This is a genomic window from Marinobacterium sedimentorum, assembly GCF_024267675.1.
Classification (GTDB): domain Bacteria; phylum Pseudomonadota; class Gammaproteobacteria; order Pseudomonadales; family Balneatricaceae; genus Marinobacterium_A; species Marinobacterium_A sedimentorum.
The window spans coordinates 423,450-446,012 of sequence record NZ_JALDYX010000001.1 but is presented as its reverse complement, the minus strand read 5'-3'; the positions used below and the strand labels follow the sequence as shown (position 1 = coordinate 446,012).

The window sequence follows — 22,563 nt, the reverse complement described above, 5'->3', positions numbered from 1 at the left end:
GCACTGACATATGAATGGAGGCAGCCATGAAAGGCTTGACGAAACTGGTACTGGGTCTGGCGGCTCTGCTCGTCATCCTGATTGCGAGCGCAGGGATTCTGCTTGGCGTTTTTTTCGAACCCAATGATTACAAGGCCGATATCGAACAGCTGGCGCTCGAAAAAGCCGGGCTGGAGCTGAGTATTGACGGCGATATCGGCTGGTCAGTCTTCCCATGGCTGGGGCTGGAGATCAGCCAGGTCAAGCTACAGTATCCGCAGCAGCCGGCTCTGGCGAGTCTGGAACAGGCGCATGTGTCAGTGAAACTGTTGCCACTGCTGTCCAGCAAGGTCGAGATGAGCAGCATCACTGTCGAGGGACTGGATCTCAATCTGGTGCAGGCGGTCGATGGCAGCAACAACTGGAGCGCCCCCGGCGGCGCCCCGGCGCAGTCCGAAGGCAGCGGCGATGCAGGCACCGACAGCGACGGCAGCGCGAAACTTGCGCTGGATATCGAGAGCATTGCCGTCAGCAATGGCCGTATCGCCTACGCCGACCTCAAGGCCGGCACCCGCGTGCAGCTGCAGGAGCTGGCGCTGACCTCGGGCCGTATCCGCCAGGCCGAGTATTTCCCGATCGAGCTGAGCTTCAAGCTGGATCGGTCCGCCACTGATGCAGCGCCGACACTGAGCGCCGACACCAGCCTCAAGGCCGAGGTTCAGCTCGACCCGCTGACACAGCAGTATCGCCTGCGCGGACTGGACAGCAGTGTGCAGCTGCGCCTGGCCGCGTTCGGTGACAAGCCGGTGGATCTGAAACTCAGCGGCGATGTAGCCGCCGACCTGGTCGCACAGCTGGCCCGCATCGACAATCTGAACCTGAGCGTTGCCAGCCTCAAGGCCAGCGGTTCACTGTCGCTACAGGGTTTTGCCGAACCCCTGTTGGGCGGCGAGCTTAAACTGGCCGAATTCAATCCGCGCAGTCTGCTTCAGCTGCTCGGTCAGCCATTGCCTGCGATGCAGGACGACAGGGCGCTGACCAAGCTGTCTCTTAGCGCCGTGCTGGGTGGGTCGACCAGCCAGATCAGCCTCAAGCCGCTGACGCTGACGCTGGATGACACCCACTTCAATGGTGCCCTGGCCTACAGCCTGGCCGACGGTGCCATCAGCCTGGATCTGAATGGCGATACCTTCAATGCCGATCGTTACCTGGCGCCAAAGAGCGAGAGCTCCAAGGGGGCGGATAAGGCGTCGGCCGGCAAAGCCGCCAGCGGCGAGCGTTACTCCAAAGAAGAGGTAATTCCGGTGGCGCCGCTGCAGGCGCTGTTGCTGGATGCCCAGTTCAAGCTGCAGGCGCTGCAGGTGTCGGGCATTGCCCTGAGCGATGTTGACCTGGCGGTCAATGCCCGCAACGGTCTGATCAATGCGTCGCGTATCAATGCCAACCTGTTTGGCGGCACGGTGCGCAACAGCGCAGTACTGGATGTACGGGGCACACCGGTGAAGCTAAAATCGAGCAAAAATGTCAGTGGTCTGCAGGTCGGTGACCTGCTGCAGGCGTTCAATAGCGCCGAAAAGCCCGCCATGACCGGCACCCTGAGCAGCCAGGCTGAAGTCAGTGCCCAGGGTCGCTCCGTGCATGCCATCGTCAACAGCCTCAACGGCACGGCCAGGTTTAATGTGACGGATGGCACCATCAGCGGCATCGACATGGCACAGACCGTCTGCCAGGGCTTCAACAACCTTGCGAGCCTGGGCGTCAATGCCGAGCAGGTGGATGGCTCCACGCCCTTTGCCAATCTGGGCGGCAACTTCACCCTGCGCAATGGTGTGGTGCGCAATGAGGATCTGCAGGCGTCGCTGGATGCCGTCGGCCTCAAGGGCCGTGGATCGGTGGACCTGCCCAGGGCGCTGATTGATTACCGCCTGGGGCTGACGATTCAGGAAAATCTGTTCAAGCAGAGTTGCTCGGTCAACAACAAGATTCAGGGTGTCGAATGGCCGGTGAACTGCAAGGGCTCCTTCGATACGCCGCCGGCCCAGCTGTGCCGCCCGGACCTCAGCCTGTTCGAAAACCTGATCAAGCAGCAGCTCAAAGAGAAAGTGCAGCAGAAAGTTGAGGAAAAAGTGGAGAAAAAACTGCAGGAGAAGCTTGGTGACGGAGCCAAGGGGCTGCTTAAAGGGTTGTTCGGAAACTGATGACGCCAGAACAATTCCATAATGCCGTCCTGAGCTGGTTTGACCAGCACGGCCGCCATGACCTGCCCTGGCAGGCCGACAAGAGCAGCTATCACACCTGGGTCTCCGAGATCATGCTGCAGCAGACCCAGGTGACGACGGTGATCCCGTACTTCGAGCGCTTTATCGCGCGCTTCCCCGACGTAGAGACGCTGGCGGCGGCGGACCAGGACGAGGTGCTGCATCTCTGGACGGGTCTGGGTTACTACGCCCGGGCCCGTAACCTGCACAAGACAGCGGCTATAGTCGCACGCGAGTTCGATGGCTGCTTTCCCCAGAGCGTTGAGGGGCTGGAGGCGCTGCCCGGTATTGGCCGCTCCACCGCAGGTGCCATTCTGTCGATCTCGACCGGCAAGCGCGCCGCCATTCTGGATGGCAACGTCAAGCGGGTGCTGGCGCGCTTTTACGCCCTCGAAGGCTGGACGGGCAGCACGGCGGTGATGCAGGAACTCTGGGGCTATGCCGAGCGCAATACGCCCTGGCAGCGCGCCGGTGACTATACCCAGGCCATGATGGACCTGGGCGCAACCCTCTGCAGCCGCAGCAAGCCTGCCTGCGGGCGCTGTCCGCTGCAGGGTGATTGTGCGGCCCATGCCCAGGGGCGCACGGCCGAACTGCCGATGCCAAGGCCGAAGAAGGTTCTGCCGGTACGCCAGACGCTGATGCTGATGGTTCAGAACGAAGCCGGCGAAATACTGCTGCAGCAGCGCCCGCCGAGCGGCCTCTGGGGCGGTCTCTGGAGCCTGCCCCAGGCGGCGGACCTGCGCGACGCCGAACGTGAAACCGGCCTTGCGCTGGATCTCGACAGCGCCCGGGTGCTGGCGCCGCTACGCCATACTTTCAGTCACTTTCATCTGGATATAACGCCGGTACTGGTGCGACCCAGTGACGCAGAGGCTGTCATGGAAGGGGCACCGTTACTCTGGTATAACATAGAGCGGCCCGCCAGCGTGGGCCTTGCCGCGCCGGTCAAACGGCTGCTGGCGGCCTGTCAGGCGTTTTAAGCCGACAGCCGGTGTAAGCCCGAGGGCTTCACCGCTGGAGACACTATCAACCCGACGGGTTAATACATGATGCATGGATGCTGCATCACTGGCCGCTGGCCAGTGCGAGCGCCAGGTTAATGGCGGCCATGCTTATGATGGATCAAAGAGCCTTTGGCGTGACGGTCGACTCCGAGCCTGAGTCGGTTTGTCCGCAAGGTTAAAAAGTAATTTATTCGGAGACACCGATGACCCGTACCGTATTCTGCCGCAAGTACCAACAGGAGCTGGAAGGTCTAGCGCGTCCGCCCTATCCCGGCCCAAAGGGCATGGATATCTACGAGCATATTTCCCAGCAGGCCTGGACCGAATGGACCGCCCATCAGACGCTGCTGATCAACGAGAAGCACCTGAACATGATGGATCCCTCGACCCGCGAATTTTTGCAGAAGGAAATGGATAAATTCATGCGCGGTGATGATTACGCCCAGGCCGAAGGCTACGTTCCGCCTAGCGACGCCTCCTGATCCCTGCTAGCAGCCTGTCGGACTTGGCCGGTCGTAGCGAGAGAGCGACCGATTTGAAGCAGTTTTTGAGCTCTTTTGCGGCAAATAGTGGTGCTATTTAACAAAAAAGAGTACGGAAAATGACCAAATTCGGCCTTTCCGCAGTAGATCAGTGTTAAGTCCTACAGGCTGCCAGGGCGCTTTTTCGGACAGCCTGCAGGGCCCTGCTTACATGGGCCTTGGCTTGCACCGGAGTGAAGTGGCCAGTCTCGTTGCCATGCTTTCGGGCCCTGGGATTTTGGCCCGCTCACCATCAATTTTGCCTGGAACAGGAATGAACACGGCATGATTCTCATGTGGATACCCCTGCTGCCACTGTTGGGGGCGCTCGTCCCCATTCTGGCGTCGGGCCTGGGACGCACGGCCTGTGCCTGGGCCACGGCGGTACTGCCGGCACTGGCACTGCTGCTGACGCTAAGCCTTATTCCCCAGCTTGAGGGCAGCAATTCGATTCAGGCGCAGCTGGAGTGGCTGCCGGCGCTGGGGCTGAATATCAGCTTTCGCTTTGATGGCCTGGCGCTGCTGTTTTCCATTCTGATTCTGGGCATTGGCCTGCTGGTTATCCTCTACGCGCGCTATTACCTGTCGGCGCAGGATTCCATGGCACGGCTGTACGCCTATCTGATGCTGTTCATGACGGCGATGCTGGGCATAGTGTTGTCGGGCAACCTGCTGCAGCTGTGGATGTTTTGGGAGCTGACCAGTATCAGCTCCTTTCTGCTGATCGGCTACTGGTGGCACAAGAGCGAGGCCCGCCGGGGGGCTCGCATGGCGGTGACCGTAACCGGCGCAGGCGGCCTGGCACTGCTGGGCGGTATTCTGCTGCTGGGCAAGATCACCGGCAGCTACGAGCTGGATGTGATTCTGGCCAGCGGCGATCTGATTCGCGCGCATGCCTGGTACCCGGTCACTTTGGTGCTGGTGCTGCTGGGTGTCTTTACCAAGTCGGCGCAGTTTCCGTTCCATTTCTGGCTGCCTCATGCCATGGCGGCGCCAACGCCTGTCAGCGCCTATCTGCACTCGGCCACCATGGTCAAGGCCGGGCTCTTTTTGCTGGCCAGGCTTTATCCTGCGCTGTCCGGCACCGATCTCTGGTTTGCGCTGGTCAGCCTGACGGGCCTTACAACGATGCTAGTGGGCGCTTACTTCGCCCTGTTCAAGCATGACCTGAAGGGTCTGCTGGCCTACTCCACGGTCAGCCATCTGGGTCTGATTACGATGCTGTTTGGCCTGGGCACCAAGCTCGGTGCTGTGGCGGCGGTGTTCCATATTATCAACCATGCCACCTTCAAGGCCTCGCTGTTCATGGCCGCCGGCATCATCGACCACGAGTGCGGCACGCGGGACATGCGCCGTATCAACGGCATGTGGAAATACATGCCCTATACCGCGGCCCTGGCCATGGTGGCGGCCCTGGCGATGGCCGGCGTGCCGCTGATGAACGGCTTCCTGTCCAAGGAAATGTTCTTTGCCGAAACCCTGCAGCAGGATTTCCTGGGCTCCCTGTCGTGGATTATTCCGGTGCTGGCAACCCTGGCCGGGATCTTCTCGGTAGCCTATTCGACACGCTTTATTCACGATGTCTTTTTCAACGGCGAGCCGATCAACCTGCCCCGGACACCCCATGAACCCCCGCGCTACATGAAAGTGCCGGTGGAAATTCTGGTGGCGCTCTGTCTGCTGGTGGGTATATTCCCGAGCCTGGTGGTGGGTCCGCTGCTGGCGCTGGCTTCGTCCGCGGTGCTGGGCGGTGCGCTGCCCGAGTACAGTCTGGCGATCTGGCATGGCATCAATACGCCACTGATCATGAGCCTGGTGGCCATGTGCGGCGGTTTGCTGGTGTATTTCAATCGCCGCAATATCTATGCGTTTCAGAAGCAGTTCCCGGAGTTCAATGCCAATGAGGCCTTTGAACGCCTGGTTCGGCGTCTGGTTGCGGCCGCGAGCTGGCTGCTGGAGTGGCTCGATAACGGCTCGCTGCAGCGCTACCTGGTGCTGATGCTGCTGTTGTGGGTACTGCTGGCGGGACAGTCGATGCTGGATCTGGTGAGCCTGACCGGCAGCCGGCCTCAGCTGCCGCTGGATGGGGTTGCCGTGGCCATGGCGCTGCTGCTGTGCATCGGTGCCGTTGCCACGGTGATTTACAACCGCAACCGGGTCGTGGCCTTGCTGATGCTGTCTGTTGTGGGGCTGGTGGTGTCGCTGGTGTTTGCGCGCTTTTCAGCACCGGATCTGGCCCTGACGCAGCTGGTGGTGGAGGTGGTGACCCTGATCCTGCTGATGCTGGCGCTGTTTTTCCTGCCGCAGCGCACGCCGCGGGAATCACGCCCGAGTCACATACTGCGAGACCTGTCGCTGTCGATTATGATCGGTGGCCTGATGGGCTCGATCAGCTACGCGATGCTGACACGCAGCTTCAATCCGATTTCGGACTTCTTTCTGCAGAACAGCAAAACCGGCGGCGGTGGCGACAATGTCGTCAACGTCATCCTGGTGGACTTCCGAGGCTTCGATACCCTGGGTGAAATCACCGTACTGGGGATAGCGGCGCTGGGCATTTACAACCTGTTGGCGGGGCTGCGGCTGTTCATGCCCTCGGGGGATGCTGATGGCCGTAGCTGGGCCCGGGACCGTTATCCACTGGTGCTGGCTACCATTTCCCAGAGCGTGCTGCCGCTGGCGTTGCTGGTGTCGGCGTTTATTTTCCTGCGCGGCCACAATATGCCGGGCGGCGGCTTTATCGCCGGACTGGTGACGGCGGTGGCGTTGATTCTGCAGTACATGGCCCAGGGCGTGGACTGGATGAAGGCGCGGGTACGGGTGACCTATCCGCGCCTGATTGGTTGTGGTGTGCTGTTGTCGACCCTGACCGGTGCGGCCAGCTGGCTGTTTGGCCGACCCTTCCTGACGTCCTGGTTCGGTCACTTCGAGCTGCCGCTGGTGGGCGAGTTCGAACTGGCCAGCGCCATGGCCTTTGATCTGGGGGTTTACATGACCGTGGTGGGATCCACGCTGCTGATTCTTGCCAATCTCGGTCAGATGACTACCAGTGAAAGACCTGTGACCAAGGAGCAAGATTGATGGAAGCCCTGTATGCCGTTTGTGTCGGCGTTCTGACCGCTGCAGGTGTGTTCCTGCTGCTGCGCGGACGCACCTTTCCCGTGGTGGTGGGTCTGACCCTGCTGTCTTATGGTGTGAACCTGTTTCTGTTCTCTTCCGGGCGCCTGAATGACAGTGCCGCCGCGGTGCTGGGTGCCGGCAGCAATCATGCCGATCCGCTGCCCCAGGCGCTGGTGCTGACTGCGATAGTGATTGGTTTTGCCATGACAGCCTTTGTCGTCATTCTGGCCATGCGTGCCCGGGGAGACCTTGGCAACGACCATGTGGACGGCCGCGTGCCGGAAATAGTGCTGGATTCAGAGGAGCGCAGCTGAGATGCAGCATCTGATCCTGTTACCGCTTATTCTGCCGCTGCTCGGCGGCCTGCTGATGTTGCTGCCCCCCCTGACCGAGAGCCGCGTGCGCCAGCGCAACTTTGCCCTGGTGCTGTCGGCTGCCACTATGCTGATCAGTGTTCTGCTGGTGCAGCAGGCACAGCAGGGGGAGACAGGGGTTTATGCGGTGGGAGACTGGGCCGCGCCCTTTGGCATTGTGATGGTGGCCGATCGCCTCAGTACCCTGTTGCTGCTGCTGACCTCGGTGCTGGCTTTCTGTTCGCTGCTCTATACCTTCGGCCCCCGGGATGAGGAGGGCTCCTTTTTCCAGCCGCTGCTGCAGTTCCAGATTCTGGGTATCAACGGCGCCTTCCTGACCGGCGACCTGTTCAACCTGTTCGTATTCTTCGAGATTCTGCTCATCGCCTCCTATGGCCTGCTGATGTTCGGCGGTGGCAAGACGCGTACGCGGGCCGGACTGCACTATGTGATTTTGAATCTGGCGGGTTCGGCCATCTTCCTGTTTGCGCTGGGCATTCTGTACGGCACCCTGGGGACGCTGAACATCGCTGATCTGGCGCTCAAGGTGCAGCAGCTGGACCCCGCTGAAGCGCCCCTGGTACGTGCCGGAGGCCTGATGCTGCTGATCGTGTTCGGACTCAAGGCCGCCATGTTGCCGCTGCAGTTCTGGCTGCCAGCGGCCTACGCGGCCTCGACACCGGCGGTGGCAGCGCTCTTTGCGATCATGACCAAGGTGGGCATCTACGCCATCCTGCGGGTGTTCACGGTGGTTTTCGGTGACGCAGCCGGGCCGCTGAGTCATATTGCCGGCCCCTGGCTCTGGCCTCTGGGCCTGATGACAATTCTGATCGGTTCCATCGGTGTATTGGCCTCGCAGGACCTGCGCCGGCTGATTGCCAACCTGATTATCGTCTCGGTTGGCACATTGCTGGCGGTCATTGCAATGCAGCGTGAAAATGCCACGGCGGCGGCGCTCTATTACCTGCTGCACAGCACCCTGATCAGTGGCGGTCTTTTCCTGCTGGCCGACCTGATTGCACGTCAGCGCGGCAAGGTAGGCGATCGGCTGGTGCCGGGGCGTGGCGTGGGGCAGGGTCGACTGCTGGGGTCGCTGTTCTTTATCGGCGCCATTGCGGTTATCGGCATGCCGCCGCTGGCGGGCTTTGTCGGCAAGGTGCTGATGCTCAGTGCCGCCAGCAGCGTAGCTGAAATGAGCTGGCTCTGGCCGCTGCTGCTGGGCAGCAGTCTGGTGACGCTGATTATGCTGTCCCGCGCAGGCAGTACCCTGTTCTGGAATCCGGCGGGCAAGCCTGTCGAGATTCTGCGGGCCCATCCGGTGCAGCTGCTGGCAACAGTAATGCTGCTTGCCATGCCTCTGCTGCTGTCGGTTTTTGCCGGGCCTGTGACGCAAATGGTGGCCGCCACGGCGCAGCAGCTGCATGATGTTCAGGGCCAGATCGGCAGCGTTTTGCCGCCGATGACTCAGTTGGTGGAGGTCAAATAAGATGCGTACCTGGCTGCCATTACCCTATACCAGTTTGCTGTTGCTGCTGGTCTGGCTGTTGCTGAATCAGACGGTCGCGCCCGGCCATCTGCTGCTGGGGTCCGTGCTGGCGGTGATGATTCCGCTGCTGACAAAGCATCTGCGCAACCCCCAGCCCGCCATCCGCCACCCGCTCAAGGCGCTGATGTTCCTGTTTCGGGTGCTTTGGGACATTCTGGTGGCCAATATGGAAGTGGCGCAGCTGATGCTGCGGCCACAGCTGAAGCTGCGCCCGGCCTTTGTTGAAGTGCCGCTGGATATTACCCGGGACTTTCCCATCACGGTGCTGGCCAGCACCATTTCACTGACGCCGGGTACCCTGAGCGCCGATGTGTCGGCGGATCGCAGCCGCTTGTTGTTGCATGTACTTGATCTGGAAGACGAGGCGCAGTTGATCGCAACCATCAAGCACCGTTACGAGACACCGCTGCGGGAGATTTTCGAATGTTGAGCTGGGTCATACCCCTGGTGTTCGCCATGCTGTGTCTGGCGATGCTGATGAACCTGTGGAGCCTGCACACCCGTTCGGGGCTGCCGGACCGGGTGCTGGCGCTGGATACGCTGTACATCAACAGCAGCGCACTGATCATTCTGTTCGGGCTCTGGAAGGCGACAGAGCTTTATTTTGAGGCCGCACTGCTGATCGCCCTGCTGGGCTTTGTCAGCACAGTGGCGGTGTGCAAGTACATGCTGCGTGGCGACATTATCGAATAGGACACTGGCATTGGCGCTCTGTCTGCGCCTTGCCAGGTCATGAATACGCAATAAGGAGGCTGGCCTATGCCATTCTGGTTTGAACTGATTGTCTCGTTGCTGCTGCTAGGTGGTGGCACCTTTATACTGCTGGGCTCGCTGGGGCTGGTGCGCATGCCGGACTTCTATACGCGCATGCACGCGCCCACCAAGGCTACGACCCTGGGAATGTGGGGGCTGCTGATCGGCGCCCTGCTGTTGTCTTCCTGGAACAGCGGTGTACTGAGCATGAATCAGCTGCTTATCGCTGTATTTCTGCTGCTCACCACGCCCGTCAGTACCCATATGCTGGCCAAGAGTGCGCTGCATCATCGCCTTGAGTGGGAGGATAATACCCAGGGTCAGGAGTATGCGAAGCGCTTTATGGATGATCACTGACCAGCCGTTAACCTGGCTCTGTGGTGTTCTGGTATTTATCACAAAACCCATGAAATTTATGGAAATATAGCGTTGACATGAGGGCTCCCAAAGAGAATAATACGCGCCTCTTGAGTTGCCCGGATAGCTCAGTCGGTAGAGCAGAGGATTGAAAATCCTCGTGTCGGTGGTTCGATTCCGCCTCCGGGCACCAAGTAATGCTTAGAAGCCTCGCTAGCAATAGTGGGGCTTTTTTGTGTCTGATCGCTCAGTGGGTGAGACTGCATCGAACCGCTGCGGCTTTCGGTCTTTATGCACAGGGCCGCGTTGCTGCTGTAATGGCGATCGGACGGGGGCTTAGCGGCCTTCGGAAACGTATCTGGCGTAGAGTGCGCACTGGCGCCGGGACTCCTTGTCGGTGGTGTCGCTCGGACGTTGCCGGTGCATCTGCTGCCAGTCCTGGCAGGAGCGCGCCAGGGCGCGGCCCCGGCGATCGTTGCTGCGTTGAGCGCGTGCAGCCTCGTTCTGTTGCTGCTGTTGTGCACTCAGGCGGTTGCTGATGGCCTCGGTGGCGCGTTGCAGCTGATAGGTCGCGTACTGGGCAGAGATATAGTTGGACAGCAGGTTGCCTGCGCAAACTCCAAGGCTGATCACCAGGAACAGAGCGAGATAGTTGAAGCTTTTCACTGCGGTACTCCCTGTGGTGCAGTTGGTTCCAAACGCCTGCAGGCGCTAGTGTACTGCTTCGCCCTAATGGGTGCTTATAGAGCCCGCCAATTCGTGTCCGGCAAGGCGCCGTTCGCAGGTAATAGTGGGGCTCTTGCCAAGAGCGGCAACGCAGCAGGGCGCGAATTGGCGAGCTCCCTGCGGGCGAGCCGCCAGGAGGCCGTCCGCGGTGTTGCATTTCCTCGAAATAGGCCCACTATGGCTTCGAAAATGCGCCGTGCGGTCAACCTCCTGGCGACTCGCTAAAAGCGCCTCTAAGAGCGAAGCAGTACACTAGTCACCGGTACCTTCGAACATGCGGGTCTTGGCATTGGTCAGGTGGGCCCGCATGGCGGATTCGGCGCGCGGGCCGTCGCCGGCTACGATGGCCTCCAGAATCTCGTCGTGCTCTTCTTGTACCATCTTCAGGCGCTTTTCCGAGGCCTGCAGCGACAGTGTGTGGGTGATGTTCATACCCTCTTTTATATTATCCTGCAGCGACTTCAACGCGGTTGAGTAGTAGCTGTTATTGGCCGCTTCGGCAATGGCAATATGAAACTCGAAGTCTGCATCGGTGGATACAGCATGGTGCTTGCTGGCCTCCGTCATGGCCGTGACGGCACTGATAACTCTGTCCAGCTGCTCTTTGGCATGGCGCACGGCCGCAAGGCCGGCGGCGCCGCTCTCAATGTTGGTTCTGAATTCAAAGCAGCGCTGGATGTCCGAGATGCTGGATATTCTGGAAAACTGCAGCACGGTGCTGTCGGGGCGCTTTATCACGAAGCTGCCGGAGCCCCGTCTGGAGACCACCAGGTTGTCTTCCTTGAGCCGGGTTAAGGATTCTCTGATCACCGGGCGCGAAACGTTGTAGATATCGCATAGCTGGGCTTCGGTGGGCAGCTTTTTATTAACGCTGTATTCGCCATTGGTGATCGCGGCAAGGATCTTTTCATAGACCAGCGATGACAGGGATTCCGGCGATTTGATTCTTTGAGTGTTCATGGTCTGGGCCAGATAAATTTTACAAATGGTATTTAGGCAGGTCAGTGTTGTCAACGAAGGCCCGTCCGGGCCAGGTGCGGCTAGGGGGAGACGGGCGCTAGTACGTGCAAAATAGAGCTGTGCAGAGGTAAAACAGCATGGTCTGCGGCGAGACAATTACTGTCTGGACGATGCCTGTCTGTAGCACGCAGCAGTTAACAAGGGCTCTGTGTTGAGGGCGGATATTTGTAACAAGTTATTTTATTTGTACGTTTGTGTTCCAATTGACTCTACTTTCAACCCATCCGTAACGGTAAGCGTCCAATGCGCGAATAAAATAACCGTCAGGCGTTGGATCCGCGGATCAAGCAGTTGCTAACGTAATTGTCCACAGCGACAGTGCAGCGCGCGCCACATGGGTATGCCTGTTTTATGTGCCACCTGTGATACGCGCAGCATCTCAGTCGCAAGCGTCGCAATCCAGCGTTACCTGTGTCCGGTGTGCTATTAGAACCTGTCCCGGGCGTTTTGCACTGCACGATGAAAACCACCCCGGTTGCTCCGGCCTGATGGAGGTTAAAAGGGGGCTTTAACAGGCTGTTTTAATACCTTTTTAACGCTCTGATCGCTATGCCCACGCCAGACTCTGCCCGAGTATGACGCTTTGCGATCCTGTGGGGACATCTTATTCGTAATCAGATCCGTGCTTTTTAATATCCTCTATGGCACGCAAACTGTTTTTTAATTGACGCCGATTTTCGATGCTGTATTTTTGCGTGGGTATCCTTGAGGGCGTCTGCCCCGAATACTAAATGGATAAATGGATTTACTTGCCCTGGAGGGGCCCTTCCTGATGAACATCAAGCACAGCCTGTTATCCCTGGTGCTCGCCGGCACCACCCTGAGCATGTCTGCCGCCACCCTGGCAGAAACCAAGCCTGTGGGCTCAGGCCCCAACCCCTATGTGAACTGCGGCATAGGTGCGGCACTGTTCCCGACGACTCACTGGGCGGCCGTTACCTCCAACATCATTTGGGATCTGGGTACCACGGCGGTCACCTCTGCGACCTCCAGCCCGGAGACCTGCAGCAAGCGTAACGTCGCAGTGGCACAGTTCATTCTGGATACCTATGACAACCTTGCCGAAGAAACCGCGCAGGGCCAGGGTGAACACCTGAGCGCCATGCTCGAGATCATGGATTGCCAGCAAGGCGCCCAGCCTTCAGTCATCAGCGCCGTGCGCAGCCAGATGGGCCAGCAGATTGGTGTTGCCGGCTATGCAGAGCAGACTAAAATCGAAAAAGCCGCCATCTATTACGATGTGGTGAATGCGGCCGCTGCCAACTGCGCAGCCTGAGCCTGACCCGGGCTTGCCGGCTTTCTGTGCCGGCAAGCTCTCCCCGCTGAAAGTCCGAACTCCCATGCTGATACGTTCTCTCCTGCTGCTCGGTACCCTGGCAGCGGCGCTGCTGTTGTCGTTTATTGCCCAGGCTAGCCCTGTCATGGCGGCAGGCACATCAAGTCCGTGGCAAGAGCCGGCCTGGCTCAAACTGTTGCACTACGAGCCGGATCGCAGTTCAGCCAGTGGCTATCGCAGTGCCATTCATGACGCTGCGTTTTTCCTGAGCCCGAGCGGCGCCACGGACCCGCAGGCAGAGTTTGAGGCGACGCGCCAGGCCTTTGCACGGGCCCCCGGTGCCAATGTCGATGAGCATGCCCAGTGCCTGTTCCCGGCGCGCTTTATCTGGATCAGCCAGGGTGCAGGGCCGAGCGCGTTCAAGGCGCTGGAGTGTACGGCATTCAATGCCTGGAACCGGGGTAATCGCATTGACTCCATCAGTCTGGTATACGCCACCGGTTATCTGGGCAACCCGGCCTCCTTCTATGGCCATACCCTGCTCAAGTTCAACTCCGCCAGCGAGAGCGGACAATCGAAGTTGCTGGACAACAGCCTCAATTACGGTGCCGTGGTACCGCCGAACGAAAATCCGCTACGCTATATGTATAAAGGCGTTTTCGGCGGATATGTCGGTGGTTTCAGCGAAGTTGAATACTATTTCCATAGCGGCGTTTATGGCGAGGTGGAGTTGCGTGACCTGTGGGAATACGAGCTGAATCTCAGCCGCGAGCAGGTCGATTTTGTTGTCGCACACGGCTGGGAACTGTTGCGGCGTGAGTATACCTATTACTTTTTTCGCAAGAACTGCGCCTATCGTGTGGCCGAGCTGCTGGAGATCATAGACGGGCTGGACATTATTCCCGCCGCCCGCTTTGCCACCATCCCCCAGGCGGTTATACAGAAGATGGCGCGCGGCACCCTGCAGGGACAACCACTGATCCGCACTCTGCGTTATCACCCGTCCAGGCAGACCCGTCTTTACAACCGCTTCTTTGCCCTTGATGCCGATGAGCGCGCCGCGGTGCGCACTGCCGCCGAACAGCCTGAACGGTTACAGGAGGTGCTGGGCGGCGCGCCGGGCCTGGCGCCTCGACAGCGCATTCTCGACACCCTGCTGGATTATTACCAGTATGTACGCGAGCCCGACCAGGGCATGGCTGATATCAACAACAGCCATTACCAGCAGGTGCTGCAGGCCCGCTTCAGTTTGCCGCCGGGGGCGACCGAGTTGCCGCCAAGCCGCCAGCCTGCGCCGCACCAGGGGCGCAATCCGAGTCTGGTGCGCATTGGCGGGCTGCATAACAGCGCACGGGGCACTGGGCTGCAGCTGAGTCTGCGCCCGGCCTATTATGATGTGCTGGATTCGGGCAATGGCCATATCAAGAACTCGGTGCTGGCGATGGGCGAGATCAGCGCCGTGCACTTCGACGGCCGCACAGAGCTGCGTGCAATCAATCTGGTCAATCTGGAGAGCCTGAACGATTCCGTTACCGGCCTGCCGGGCGACAACGGTCGTTACTGGAAGCTCAAGCTGGGTGCCGAGGTGGACAACCTGGCCTGCAGCCGCTGTCTGGTGGCGCAGGCGGAAGGTGCGATCGGCACCGCGAGGCGCATCAATCGCCACCTTCTGCTGGGCGTAAGCGCTGCTGGCATGGCGCAGGAAAATTATCAGAACAGTGGTCATATGGCGGCAAAAGTAGCTTTCTTCGCTAATATGAACCTGGGTTCAAGCTACAGTGGGCGCCTGCAGTTGAACCAGCACCGGGCGCTGGACGGCGACCAGCGCTCGCGCTCCGGCGTGACGCTGGAGCTGAGAAAGGCGCTGGATACCCATCTCGACCTGCGCCTGGGGTATCGCCGGGATCGCGCCGAGGAAGCGATGCTGTCGCTGGGCTACTATTTCTGACGCGGCCTCGCTTCAGTGTCGTTTTTCAGCTGTATGAGGACGCAGTCAGTTGTGGCAGTCCAATTGAGAGCCGGGAACTTAACTGCGATAATTTCGGGCCCGATGCCCTTCTCTCCCGACCGCCGCTGTGGTCACTATGGAAATCAGACATATGCGCACTCCAGTCAAACTGCTGAGCATTTTCGTCGCCTTTGCCTGTCTGCTGCTGGCCATCAACTTTGGTCTGCGCTCGTCCATGGGTTTTTTCATGGCGCCCATTTCCGAGGAGTTCGGCTATGGCCGCGAGATCTTTGCCTTCTCGCTGGCATTGCAGAACCTGTGCTGGGGCCTGTTCCAGCCGTTCGCAGGTGCCGTGGCTGATCGTTTTGGCACCGCCCGAACCCTGATCGGGGGGGCGATTGTGTATGCGCTGGGGCTCTATATTACCTCGACCGCCGACAGTATCTGGTCGTTGCACATCGGCGCCGGCGTGCTGATTGGCATGGGCATCGCCGGTACCGGCTTTGGGGTGGTGCTGCCGGCGCTGGCCAGAATGGTGGCGCCCGAGAAGCGCGCCTTTGCGCTGGGTCTGGGTACCGCGGCGGGGTCCGCCGGTCAGCTGCTGGTGATACCGGTGGCGCAGAGCTTTATTACCAGCTACGGCTGGCAGACGGCGCTGCTGTTGCTGGCGGGTGGTGCGCTTAGCATGCTGCTGCTGGCCGCGCCCTTTAGCGGCGATGGCGCCAAGGGCCGTCCCGGCAACGAGGCTGAGCCCGAACAGACGCTGCCCGCGGCGTTGAAGGAGGCGACCAGTCATGTACATTACTGGCTGCTGATTGCGGGTTTCTTTGTCTGCGGCTTCCAGCTGGCCTTTATTACCGTGCATATGCCGGCCTTTCTGGCTGACAGCGGTTTTGATCCCCAGGTGGCCGTAATCAGCCTGTCGCTGATCGGGCTGTTCAATATCTTTGGCTGCCTGCTGTTTGGGTCCTGGTCGGGCAAGTACTCGAAAAAGAACCTGCTGGGTATTATCTATGCGCTGCGCGCAATTGCCATTGCCCTGTTCATGCTGGTGCCCATCAGTACCGCCAGCGTGTATCTGTTCTCCATCGCCACCGGTTTTCTGTGGCTGGCGACGGTGCCTGCGACCTCCGGTCTGGTGGCACAGATGTTCGGACTGCGCCATATGGGCACCCTCTATGGCCTAGTGTTTCTTAACCACCAGCTGGGGTCTTTCCTCGGCGTCTGGCTGGGTGGCTATCTGTACGATGCCACCGGCACCTACAACATTGTCTGGTGGTCTGCCGCGGCTATAGCCCTGCTGACCGCCGTGATACATATCTTCATTGATGAGCGCCCGGTTGCGCGCCTGCGCCGCGCCGCCGTCGCGGCCTGAGCGCGGCCTGAGCGCGGCAATTCCATAGCCGGCTTGCCTGTCCAGGATGGGTTTCAGGCGCTACGCTGAAGCTGTAAGTGACGGGCAACAGGGTGGCGCTGCGGCATGAAAGATCTGGATCAACACAAGAAAATTGCTGTGCTTATCGATGCTGATAATGCACAGCGTTCCAAGACCAAACACATTCTGGACGAGCTGTCCGGACACGGCCATATAGTGGTCAAGCGTGCCTACGGTGACTGGTCGTCGGAAAACCTCAAGAACTGGCGCACTACGCTTAACGAGTTGGCTATCCAGCCCTGTCAGCAGTTTGCCTACACCACCGGCAAGAACTCCACCGATGGCGCCATGATTATCGACGCCATGGATCTGCTCTATTCCCAGCGCTTCGATGCCTTTGCCATCGTCAGTAGCGACAGTGATTTCACCAGCCTGGCGTCCCGGCTCAAGCAGTCGGAGATCTATGTCTTCGGCTTTGGCGAGAAAAAGACCCCCATCTCGTTTCGCAATGCCTGTGACGACTTTATCTTTACCGAAATTATCGGCGATGCTCCGGCCGAGAGTCTGCCCGGCAATCCGGATCTGGATCAGATCAAGCGCCTGCTGATCAAGGCCTGGCGCGAACATTCCGATGAGGAGGGCTGGATGAACATGGGCCATGCCGGCAGTCTGCTGAAGCGGCAGCGGCCGGATTTTGACCCCCGTACTTTCGGTGCCGCCAGCTTCAAGGAGTTCCTGCAGCTGTTCGCACCGGATATTACGGTGGAGCAGAAGCAGCGTGGTAATGGCCGGCCCTACATGTATCAGGTCGCAGGTTAGGCACCGGGGAGCGCTTATTCGTTTGCTGTGGGTAACTTTTCTTATGCACAGCGGCGCCGCCAACGGTCAGGCTGCCTTCATCTGTGTATAACTGATCTGTGCGTAACTATTCGGTAGTAGGCTCAAAAAACTGTGCACAAAATACCTGAGTAACTCTGTGCATAAGCTCCGCACAAGCTCATCACAGTTAGCTATAGCCCCCGCGTTGGCAAGCCCTGAAAAAGTTGATCAGGGATTAATCCACAGCGTGGAGAAGGCGATTGTGGAAAACTTACGAGTCTGACGATCTGGATGATATGCACATCTTATGCACAGCTTTAGCTTCGACCTGGTGTGCAATGCTCAGGCGGGCAGGGTTGAATACTGTTCGCCAAGGGCAGGCTTTGGCCGCTGCAGCCCGGTCGATCTGCGGGTGTCTAGCAAGCCAATCCGGCAGAAGTTTCTTAGACTGAAGGAGATCATCAGCCTGGCAGCCTGTCGGGCTTTTCCGCAGCAGATCAGTGTTAAGCCCGACAGGCTGCTAGTACGGGCAGCGCCTGGCCGACCCGGCCCCGGCGGATTCCGACGACGAGGAAGAGCCATGAGCAGAGTACGGGGGCTTGGCGCAGGCTTGCGGAACACCCTGATGCGACGGATGGGTATCCTGTTGCTGGTGTTCGGTCTGCTGCCGGGCTGCGGTCAGGATGCGCAGCAGCGGGCCCCGGTACTGAAACCGTCCCAGGTATTGGCAGACAATATTGCCAGTAGCGATTCCAGCCGCAATCCGTTTGGCCCGAATGTCAGTATCAAGGCCCGACATCCCTGGCGTATCGCCTTCCTGATGAAGAATTTTTCCTGGGCCAATCCTTACTGGCGCCGTGCCAACAGAGGTGCCGATCTTGCGCGCGAAAGCATGGCTGTGTCCCTGCGGGCACTGGGGGTCCAGGAGTACGGTATCGAGGCCCAGATCAAGAGTCTTGATAATCTGATTCGCGAGGGGCGTACCGACGGTCTCATCATCGCGCCTGTGGATAGCAACCGCCTGTCTCCGGTGGTGGAGAAGGCTGTTGCTGCCGGGATACCGGTCATCGTCTACGACACACCTTTGAATGCCGATGGCATCCTGACCTTCGTTGGCTTCGACAATTTCAAGGCCGGAACCCTGTTGGGCCGCTGGGTGGTCGAGCAGCTGGAGGGTCAGGGTAATGTGCTGATTCTGGAAGGCCCGGCGGGTAATCAGAATGCGCTGGACAGGCGTAACGGCATGATGGCCGGGCTGCGCGAGGGGGACATCAATGTGCTGGGCCTGAAATCCGGAGGCTGGCGACGCGATCAGGCACGTCATATCAGCGCCGCCTGGCTGGAGCGCTATCAGCATATCGATGCCATTCTGGCGGCGGACGATGAGATGGCGCTGGGCGCTGCCGATGCGGTCGAGGCCGCCGCGCGCCAGGGCATTATCATCACCGGCTTCGATGCCAACGCCGATGCATTGCTGGCGATTCGGGGCGGCACACTTCACGCCACCATAGACCAGCAGCCTGAATTGCAGGCTCGCAGCGCGATGCAGCTGATGGTGCGGCATCTCGAATCGGGGGGCTCCTATCCGCCTGTGCAGCTGTGGGACAAGATTCAACTGATTACCGCCGAGAATGTCGTTAGTTTCCAGAAGTAGGGGCCAGGCCGTGACTGCGATGGGCATCAAGAACAGGCTATTCGCTAAAACGGGCTCCATCGGGCGCCGCCTGCACCAGCTTGTGCTGCTGCTGGCCTCCATCGCCATGCTGGGGCTGGCAGTGGCCATTCTGATCAGTTTGCTGGGAGTCCGGGACCGGCTGGAGGGCCAGTTTAGTGTCGCCGGCATGACGGCCACCCACGCCTTCGATTCCTACCTGCTGGATGTCAGAAGCGATCTGATCGCGACCGCTGCGGCCCTTGGGCCGTCCGTGGACCAGAGCGACCTGTTGCGTCAGCTGATTGCGCGCCGCCCGACTCTGTTCGAGCTCGAGCTGATCGATACCCAGGGTCGCATTCTGCTGCAGCGTAACCGGGTAGGAAGGCCCAACAAGGCCGCACGCGGCGAACAGCCCTGGCTGGACAGCGTGCGCAGCGGACAAAGTTATCTGGGGCCGGTGGGCTTTGGCGAATTCAGCGTGCCGACGGTTACCCTGGCGGCCCCGGTGAGCAATGAGCTGGGTGTATTTTCGGCCACGTTGGTGGCCAGGTTCGATTTGACCACGCTGTGGAACATTGCCATCAGCCTGTCGGTGGGCAATAGCGGCTATATCTATATCGCCGATCAGAATGGCCACCTGGTCGCCCATCGCAATCTGCGGCTGCTGTACAGCGAGGACTCGATGGAACAAAGGCTGGGGCTGTCGCCCCAGAGACTTGCCGATGGCAGCCTGCATCTTTACTCCAGCCTGTATGGCCGCTGGGTCATCGGTTTTGGCAGCGCCATGGAACTGGCCCCCTGGTTCGCCATCGTCGAACAGCCGCTGGCCGAGGCGCTGGGGCCTTCACTGATCCGCGTTCTCATCATGCTGCTGGCGCTGGTGCTGGCGTGGCTGCTGGTAGGCAGTATCCTGCGCTTCACCCGGCAGCAGATTCTGCGGCCTCTGGCGCTGTTGCGTGAAGGCGTCGAGCGCTTGCAGGCCGGTGACCTCAGGGCCCGCACCGGACTGGAGCCCGGGCGCGGCGAACTGAACCAGCTGGGGGCTGCGTTTGACCATATGGCGGCGCAGCTGCAGGGGCGCGAACAGCAGTTGCGCCAGTCGCTGACCGAGACCACGGAGCTGAAAAACCTGCTCGACAACGTATTTTCATCCATCGTCAGTGGCGTCATGACCACCGATATGGACGGTCGCATATCATTGTGCAACCTGGCGGCGCTGCGCATCCTCGGCTACGGCGATAGAAAGGCGCTGATCGGGCAGACAGTGGCCGAGCTGGTCGCGCCACTCGGGCGCATCCTGCTGCCCCATGTGGAGACGGTCAGTCGCTTGCACCGGCCGGTCATCGGCCTGGATATCAGCGCTGACCTGTCCGAACGCGGTGCGGTACATCTGCGTGTCAACCTGTCGGAATTACGCAGCGCCGAACGGCCCCAGGGCATTGCCATCGTGATCGATGATGTGACAGAGATGAAGCAGATGGAGGCGCAGCGCCGGCTGCTGGAGCACATGGTATCGCCGGCCATCCTGAGCCAGATTGACCCTGACCGGCTGCAGCTTGGCGGTCAGCGACAGGTGATTACCGCGCTCTTTGCCGATATCCACGGCTTTACCAGTATCAGCGAACAGCTGACACCGGAAAAGCTGGTGGGCCTGCTGAACCGCTACCTGGGCGCCATGGCCGATGCCGTGCTGGCGGAGGAAGGCACCATCGACAAGTTTCTCGGCGACGCCATCATGGCCTGGTTCAATGCGCCGCTGACGCAGGCCGATCATGCCCTGCGGGCGGTACGCACGGGGCTGCAGATTCGCGATGCCTTTGTGCAGTTGCATAAAGAGCTGCCCGAGGAACTGCAGCTGTCATTTGGCATCGGCATCCACACGGGGGATGCCGTGCTCGGGTTGATCGGCAGCCAGGATCGCATCGAATACACCGCCATCGGCGATGATGTGAACACCGCCAAACGCATCCAGGAACACAGCGGCATCAACCAGATTCTGATCAGCGCGCAGATCTACCAGGCGGTGCAGGCGGACGTGGAGGTACGGCCGCTGCAGCGTATTCAGGTGAAGGGCAAGCAGAAACCGCTGGAGGTGTATGAGGTCGTGGGTCTGAAGTGCGGGCCTAAAAATATGGTTTAAAAACAAAGGCCCCGTCGAATTCGACGGGGCCTTGAGCATTTCAGGGATACCACTGCAGGGCTATACTCTCAACGCAGCGGTTGCAGAATCGCGATCACGGGCGCTCGATGCTTACCGGGCGGTAGCTTCCATTACGGCCTGCAGGTGCTGACCGATCTCAGTATGGTGCAGCAGACCAGACAGTGGACGGGTTGCTGCGTCCGGCCCCCAGGCAATCACGTTAACCGGGGTGCTTGTGTGGGTGCCTGTGCCCCAGACCACGTTCTGTGCCTGCGCCAGTTCTCGCCCAATCAGATCGTACTGAATCTCATCGCCATAGACGTAAAATGCCTGGAAATCCTGCACCTTGGGCAGCTTTTCTGCAGACAGATAACTGTGATCCGGTGTCAGGTAGGGGTTGTCGTTCATCGCCAGAATCCGCGTAGCCTGCTCTTCGGTGATTGTGTAGGCATTATTGGCAGTGATAATACCGGCCAGTGCGCTGGCGGTACGATCGGCTTCAGCCAGTTCCGCGAATTCGCTCATCATGTCCGGAAAGCTTTTCCGCTGGGCATAGATGTCATCGAGCTGGCTGGTCGCGCCGAAGTTAAAGTTGGGCTGGTACTGGCGGGATTCAAACGCAGGCCCCGGCAACGAAGATGCATCTGGCAGGTTGGCGGCTGAATAACTGAAGCCGAAGGAGCCGGTTTCGTGATCGGCCGTTACAATGATCAGGGTATCGTCGCGTCCCTGGGCCCACTGCTGTACATAACCGATGGCCTCATCGAATTTGAGCATCTCGTGCAGCATGGTGCCGGTATCGTTGTTGTGTCCCGCCCAGTCAATTTGCCCGCCTTCCACCATCAGAAAGAATCCGTCTTCATCCTTGCTCAGCACATCCAGTGCGCTCGCGGTCATCTCGGTTAGGGTCGGCTCGCTGCGTGCTTCATCTTCGCGTGTCTGGCTGTAGCGAATACCGTCCATCATGCCGGAGTAGGCGAACAGCCCCAGCAATTTTCCGGAACTGTCTGCGGCGTCAAGCTGTGCTCGGTTGAAGGCCAGTTGATAGCCCTGTGCCTGGGCTTCAGTCAGCAAATTGCGACTGTCCTTGCGCTTGGATTTGAGTTGGATAGCGTCGCCTGTCATGGCCTGAAGCTGTTGATAAACCTCGCCCTTGTCGTTAACTTCCTGCGGAATCCAGTGTCGCAGCCCCCCTGACAGCATCACATCAGGGCCGGTTTCAAGCATCTGTACTGCAATCTCGTTTTCCAGCGATCGATGCGGCTGATGGGCGGCGAAGGCGGCGGGGGTTGCATGGGTCAGGCGAGTATCGGAAACAAGGCCGGTGGCCTTGCCAAGGCGTTTGGCCTTTTCAAGTACCGTCTCCTGTGGATAACCCCGGTCATCGATGCCGATAACCTCGGACGCTGCACTGCGCCCCAGGGCCAGCTGCGTGGCGGAACAGGCCGAGTCGACGACGATAGCATCCTTGGGATAGGTCATCGAAAAGCCGGTAATACCCTCGCTGGCCAGACTATGGAGGGCGGTATCACGGCCCTGATAGATTGACATGGGCGCGAGCTGAGCATAACTCTCCAGCAGGCCAATCTGTTGTGGTCCCATCCCGTCGCCAATCATGAGAATGACGTTCTTGATGGGGGCCGCCAGCACCGTGCCCGATACCCACAGGCTGCATAGCGCAGCAAGTCCCAGGGTCTTGATTGGTTTCATG

The 22,563-nt window shown here is 59.7% G+C and carries 18 protein-coding genes and 1 tRNA gene; 16 read left to right on the top strand and 3 right to left on the bottom strand.

All coding sequences use genetic code 11. The features are described 5' to 3' along the window. Window positions 1-26 precede the first annotated feature (26 nt). The 10 genes from MRS74_RS02040 to MRS74_RS01995 all read left to right on the top strand — a co-directional run bounded on the left by MRS74_RS02040 (window position 27) and on the right by MRS74_RS01995 (window position 10,087). Window positions 27-2,177: an AsmA family protein gene (locus MRS74_RS02040; protein WP_254578600.1), complete on the top strand. Its 2,151-nt coding sequence runs from the start codon at window positions 27-29 to the stop codon at window positions 2,175-2,177. Further along, complete coding sequence (gene mutY, locus MRS74_RS02035) at window positions 2,177-3,220, top strand: A/G-specific adenine glycosylase (RefSeq protein ID WP_254578599.1); 1,044 nt, start codon at window positions 2,177-2,179, stop codon at window positions 3,218-3,220. Before MRS74_RS02040 ends, mutY begins: the two co-directional genes overlap by 1 nt. A 227-nt stretch (window positions 3,221-3,447) precedes the next feature. Then, window positions 3,448-3,726 (top strand): oxidative damage protection protein, encoded by a 279-nt coding sequence (locus MRS74_RS02030; protein ID WP_067376707.1) that lies wholly within the window; start codon window positions 3,448-3,450, stop codon window positions 3,724-3,726. Window positions 3,727-4,050: 324 nt separating this feature from the next. Beyond that, on the top strand, window positions 4,051-6,846 hold the full coding sequence (locus MRS74_RS02025; RefSeq protein ID WP_254578598.1) for a monovalent cation/H+ antiporter subunit A: 2,796 nt from the start codon (window positions 4,051-4,053) through the stop codon (window positions 6,844-6,846). After that, entirely contained in the window at window positions 6,846-7,199 is a 354-nt protein-coding gene (locus MRS74_RS02020; RefSeq protein WP_254578597.1) for a Na+/H+ antiporter subunit C, read from the top strand. Before MRS74_RS02025 ends, MRS74_RS02020 begins: the two co-directional genes overlap by 1 nt. A gap of 1 nt (window position 7,200) precedes the next feature. Beyond that, window positions 7,201-8,724 carry a monovalent cation/H+ antiporter subunit D gene (locus tag MRS74_RS02015; RefSeq protein ID WP_254578596.1) on the top strand — a complete coding sequence of 508 codons (1,524 nt, stop codon included), beginning with the start codon at window positions 7,201-7,203 and terminating at the stop codon, window positions 8,722-8,724. Window position 8,725: 1 nt separating this feature from the next. Further along, window positions 8,726-9,214, top strand: a complete 489-nt coding sequence (locus tag MRS74_RS02010; protein ID WP_254578595.1) for a Na+/H+ antiporter subunit E — start codon at window positions 8,726-8,728, stop codon at window positions 9,212-9,214. Continuing rightward, window positions 9,208-9,477: a K+/H+ antiporter subunit F gene (locus MRS74_RS02005; RefSeq protein ID WP_067376718.1), complete on the top strand. Its 270-nt coding sequence runs from the start codon at window positions 9,208-9,210 to the stop codon at window positions 9,475-9,477. Before MRS74_RS02010 ends, MRS74_RS02005 begins: the two co-directional genes overlap by 7 nt. Window positions 9,478-9,543: 66 nt before the next feature. After that, a complete protein-coding gene (locus tag MRS74_RS02000; protein WP_254578594.1) occupies window positions 9,544-9,894 on the top strand; it encodes a Na+/H+ antiporter subunit G in 351 nt (116 codons plus the stop codon). Between the two features lie 117 nt (window positions 9,895-10,011). Further along, window positions 10,012-10,087 (top strand) — tRNA-Phe (locus MRS74_RS01995). A gap of 143 nt (window positions 10,088-10,230) precedes the next feature. Here the strand turns inward: MRS74_RS01995 and MRS74_RS01990 are convergent. Both MRS74_RS01990 and MRS74_RS01985 read right to left on the bottom strand, forming a co-directional pair. Further along, entirely contained in the window at window positions 10,231-10,560 is a 330-nt protein-coding gene (locus tag MRS74_RS01990; protein ID WP_254578593.1) for a hypothetical protein, read from the bottom strand. A gap of 312 nt (window positions 10,561-10,872) precedes the next feature. Next, complete coding sequence (locus tag MRS74_RS01985) at window positions 10,873-11,580, bottom strand: FadR/GntR family transcriptional regulator (protein WP_254578592.1); 708 nt, start codon at window positions 11,578-11,580, stop codon at window positions 10,873-10,875. Between the two features lie 832 nt (window positions 11,581-12,412). On the opposite strand from MRS74_RS01985, the gene MRS74_RS01980 reads away from it, so the two are divergent. From MRS74_RS01980 to MRS74_RS01955, 6 genes are all read left to right on the top strand, one after another. Beyond that, window positions 12,413-12,916 (top strand): DUF3015 family protein, encoded by a 504-nt coding sequence (locus MRS74_RS01980; protein WP_254578591.1) that lies wholly within the window; start codon window positions 12,413-12,415, stop codon window positions 12,914-12,916. A gap of 64 nt (window positions 12,917-12,980) precedes the next feature. After that, on the top strand, window positions 12,981-14,864 hold the full coding sequence (locus tag MRS74_RS01975; RefSeq protein ID WP_254578590.1) for an Lnb N-terminal periplasmic domain-containing protein: 1,884 nt from the start codon (window positions 12,981-12,983) through the stop codon (window positions 14,862-14,864). 151 nt (window positions 14,865-15,015) lie between these two features. Next, window positions 15,016-16,239, top strand: coding sequence for an MFS transporter (locus tag MRS74_RS01970; protein ID WP_254578589.1), 1,224 nt, complete (start codon window positions 15,016-15,018; stop codon window positions 16,237-16,239). Window positions 16,240-16,344: 105 nt separating this feature from the next. Continuing rightward, on the top strand, window positions 16,345-17,058 hold the full coding sequence (locus MRS74_RS01965) for an NYN domain-containing protein (protein ID WP_254578588.1): 714 nt from the start codon (window positions 16,345-16,347) through the stop codon (window positions 17,056-17,058). 580 nt (window positions 17,059-17,638) lie between these two features. After that, window positions 17,639-18,712 carry a sugar ABC transporter substrate-binding protein gene (locus tag MRS74_RS01960; RefSeq protein ID WP_254578587.1) on the top strand — a complete coding sequence of 358 codons (1,074 nt, stop codon included), beginning with the start codon at window positions 17,639-17,641 and terminating at the stop codon, window positions 18,710-18,712. A 19-nt stretch (window positions 18,713-18,731) separates the two neighbouring features. Continuing rightward, the gene (locus MRS74_RS01955; RefSeq protein WP_254578682.1) at window positions 18,732-20,852 is read left to right on the top strand and encodes an adenylate/guanylate cyclase domain-containing protein; all 2,121 of its coding nucleotides are present in this window, start codon (window positions 18,732-18,734) and stop codon (window positions 20,850-20,852) included. A 111-nt stretch (window positions 20,853-20,963) separates the two neighbouring features. On the opposite strand, the gene MRS74_RS01950 is transcribed toward MRS74_RS01955, so the two are convergent. Next, on the bottom strand, window positions 20,964-22,562 hold the full coding sequence (locus tag MRS74_RS01950) for an alkaline phosphatase (RefSeq protein ID WP_254578586.1): 1,599 nt from the start codon (window positions 22,560-22,562) through the stop codon (window positions 20,964-20,966). Window position 22,563 lies beyond the last annotated feature (1 nt).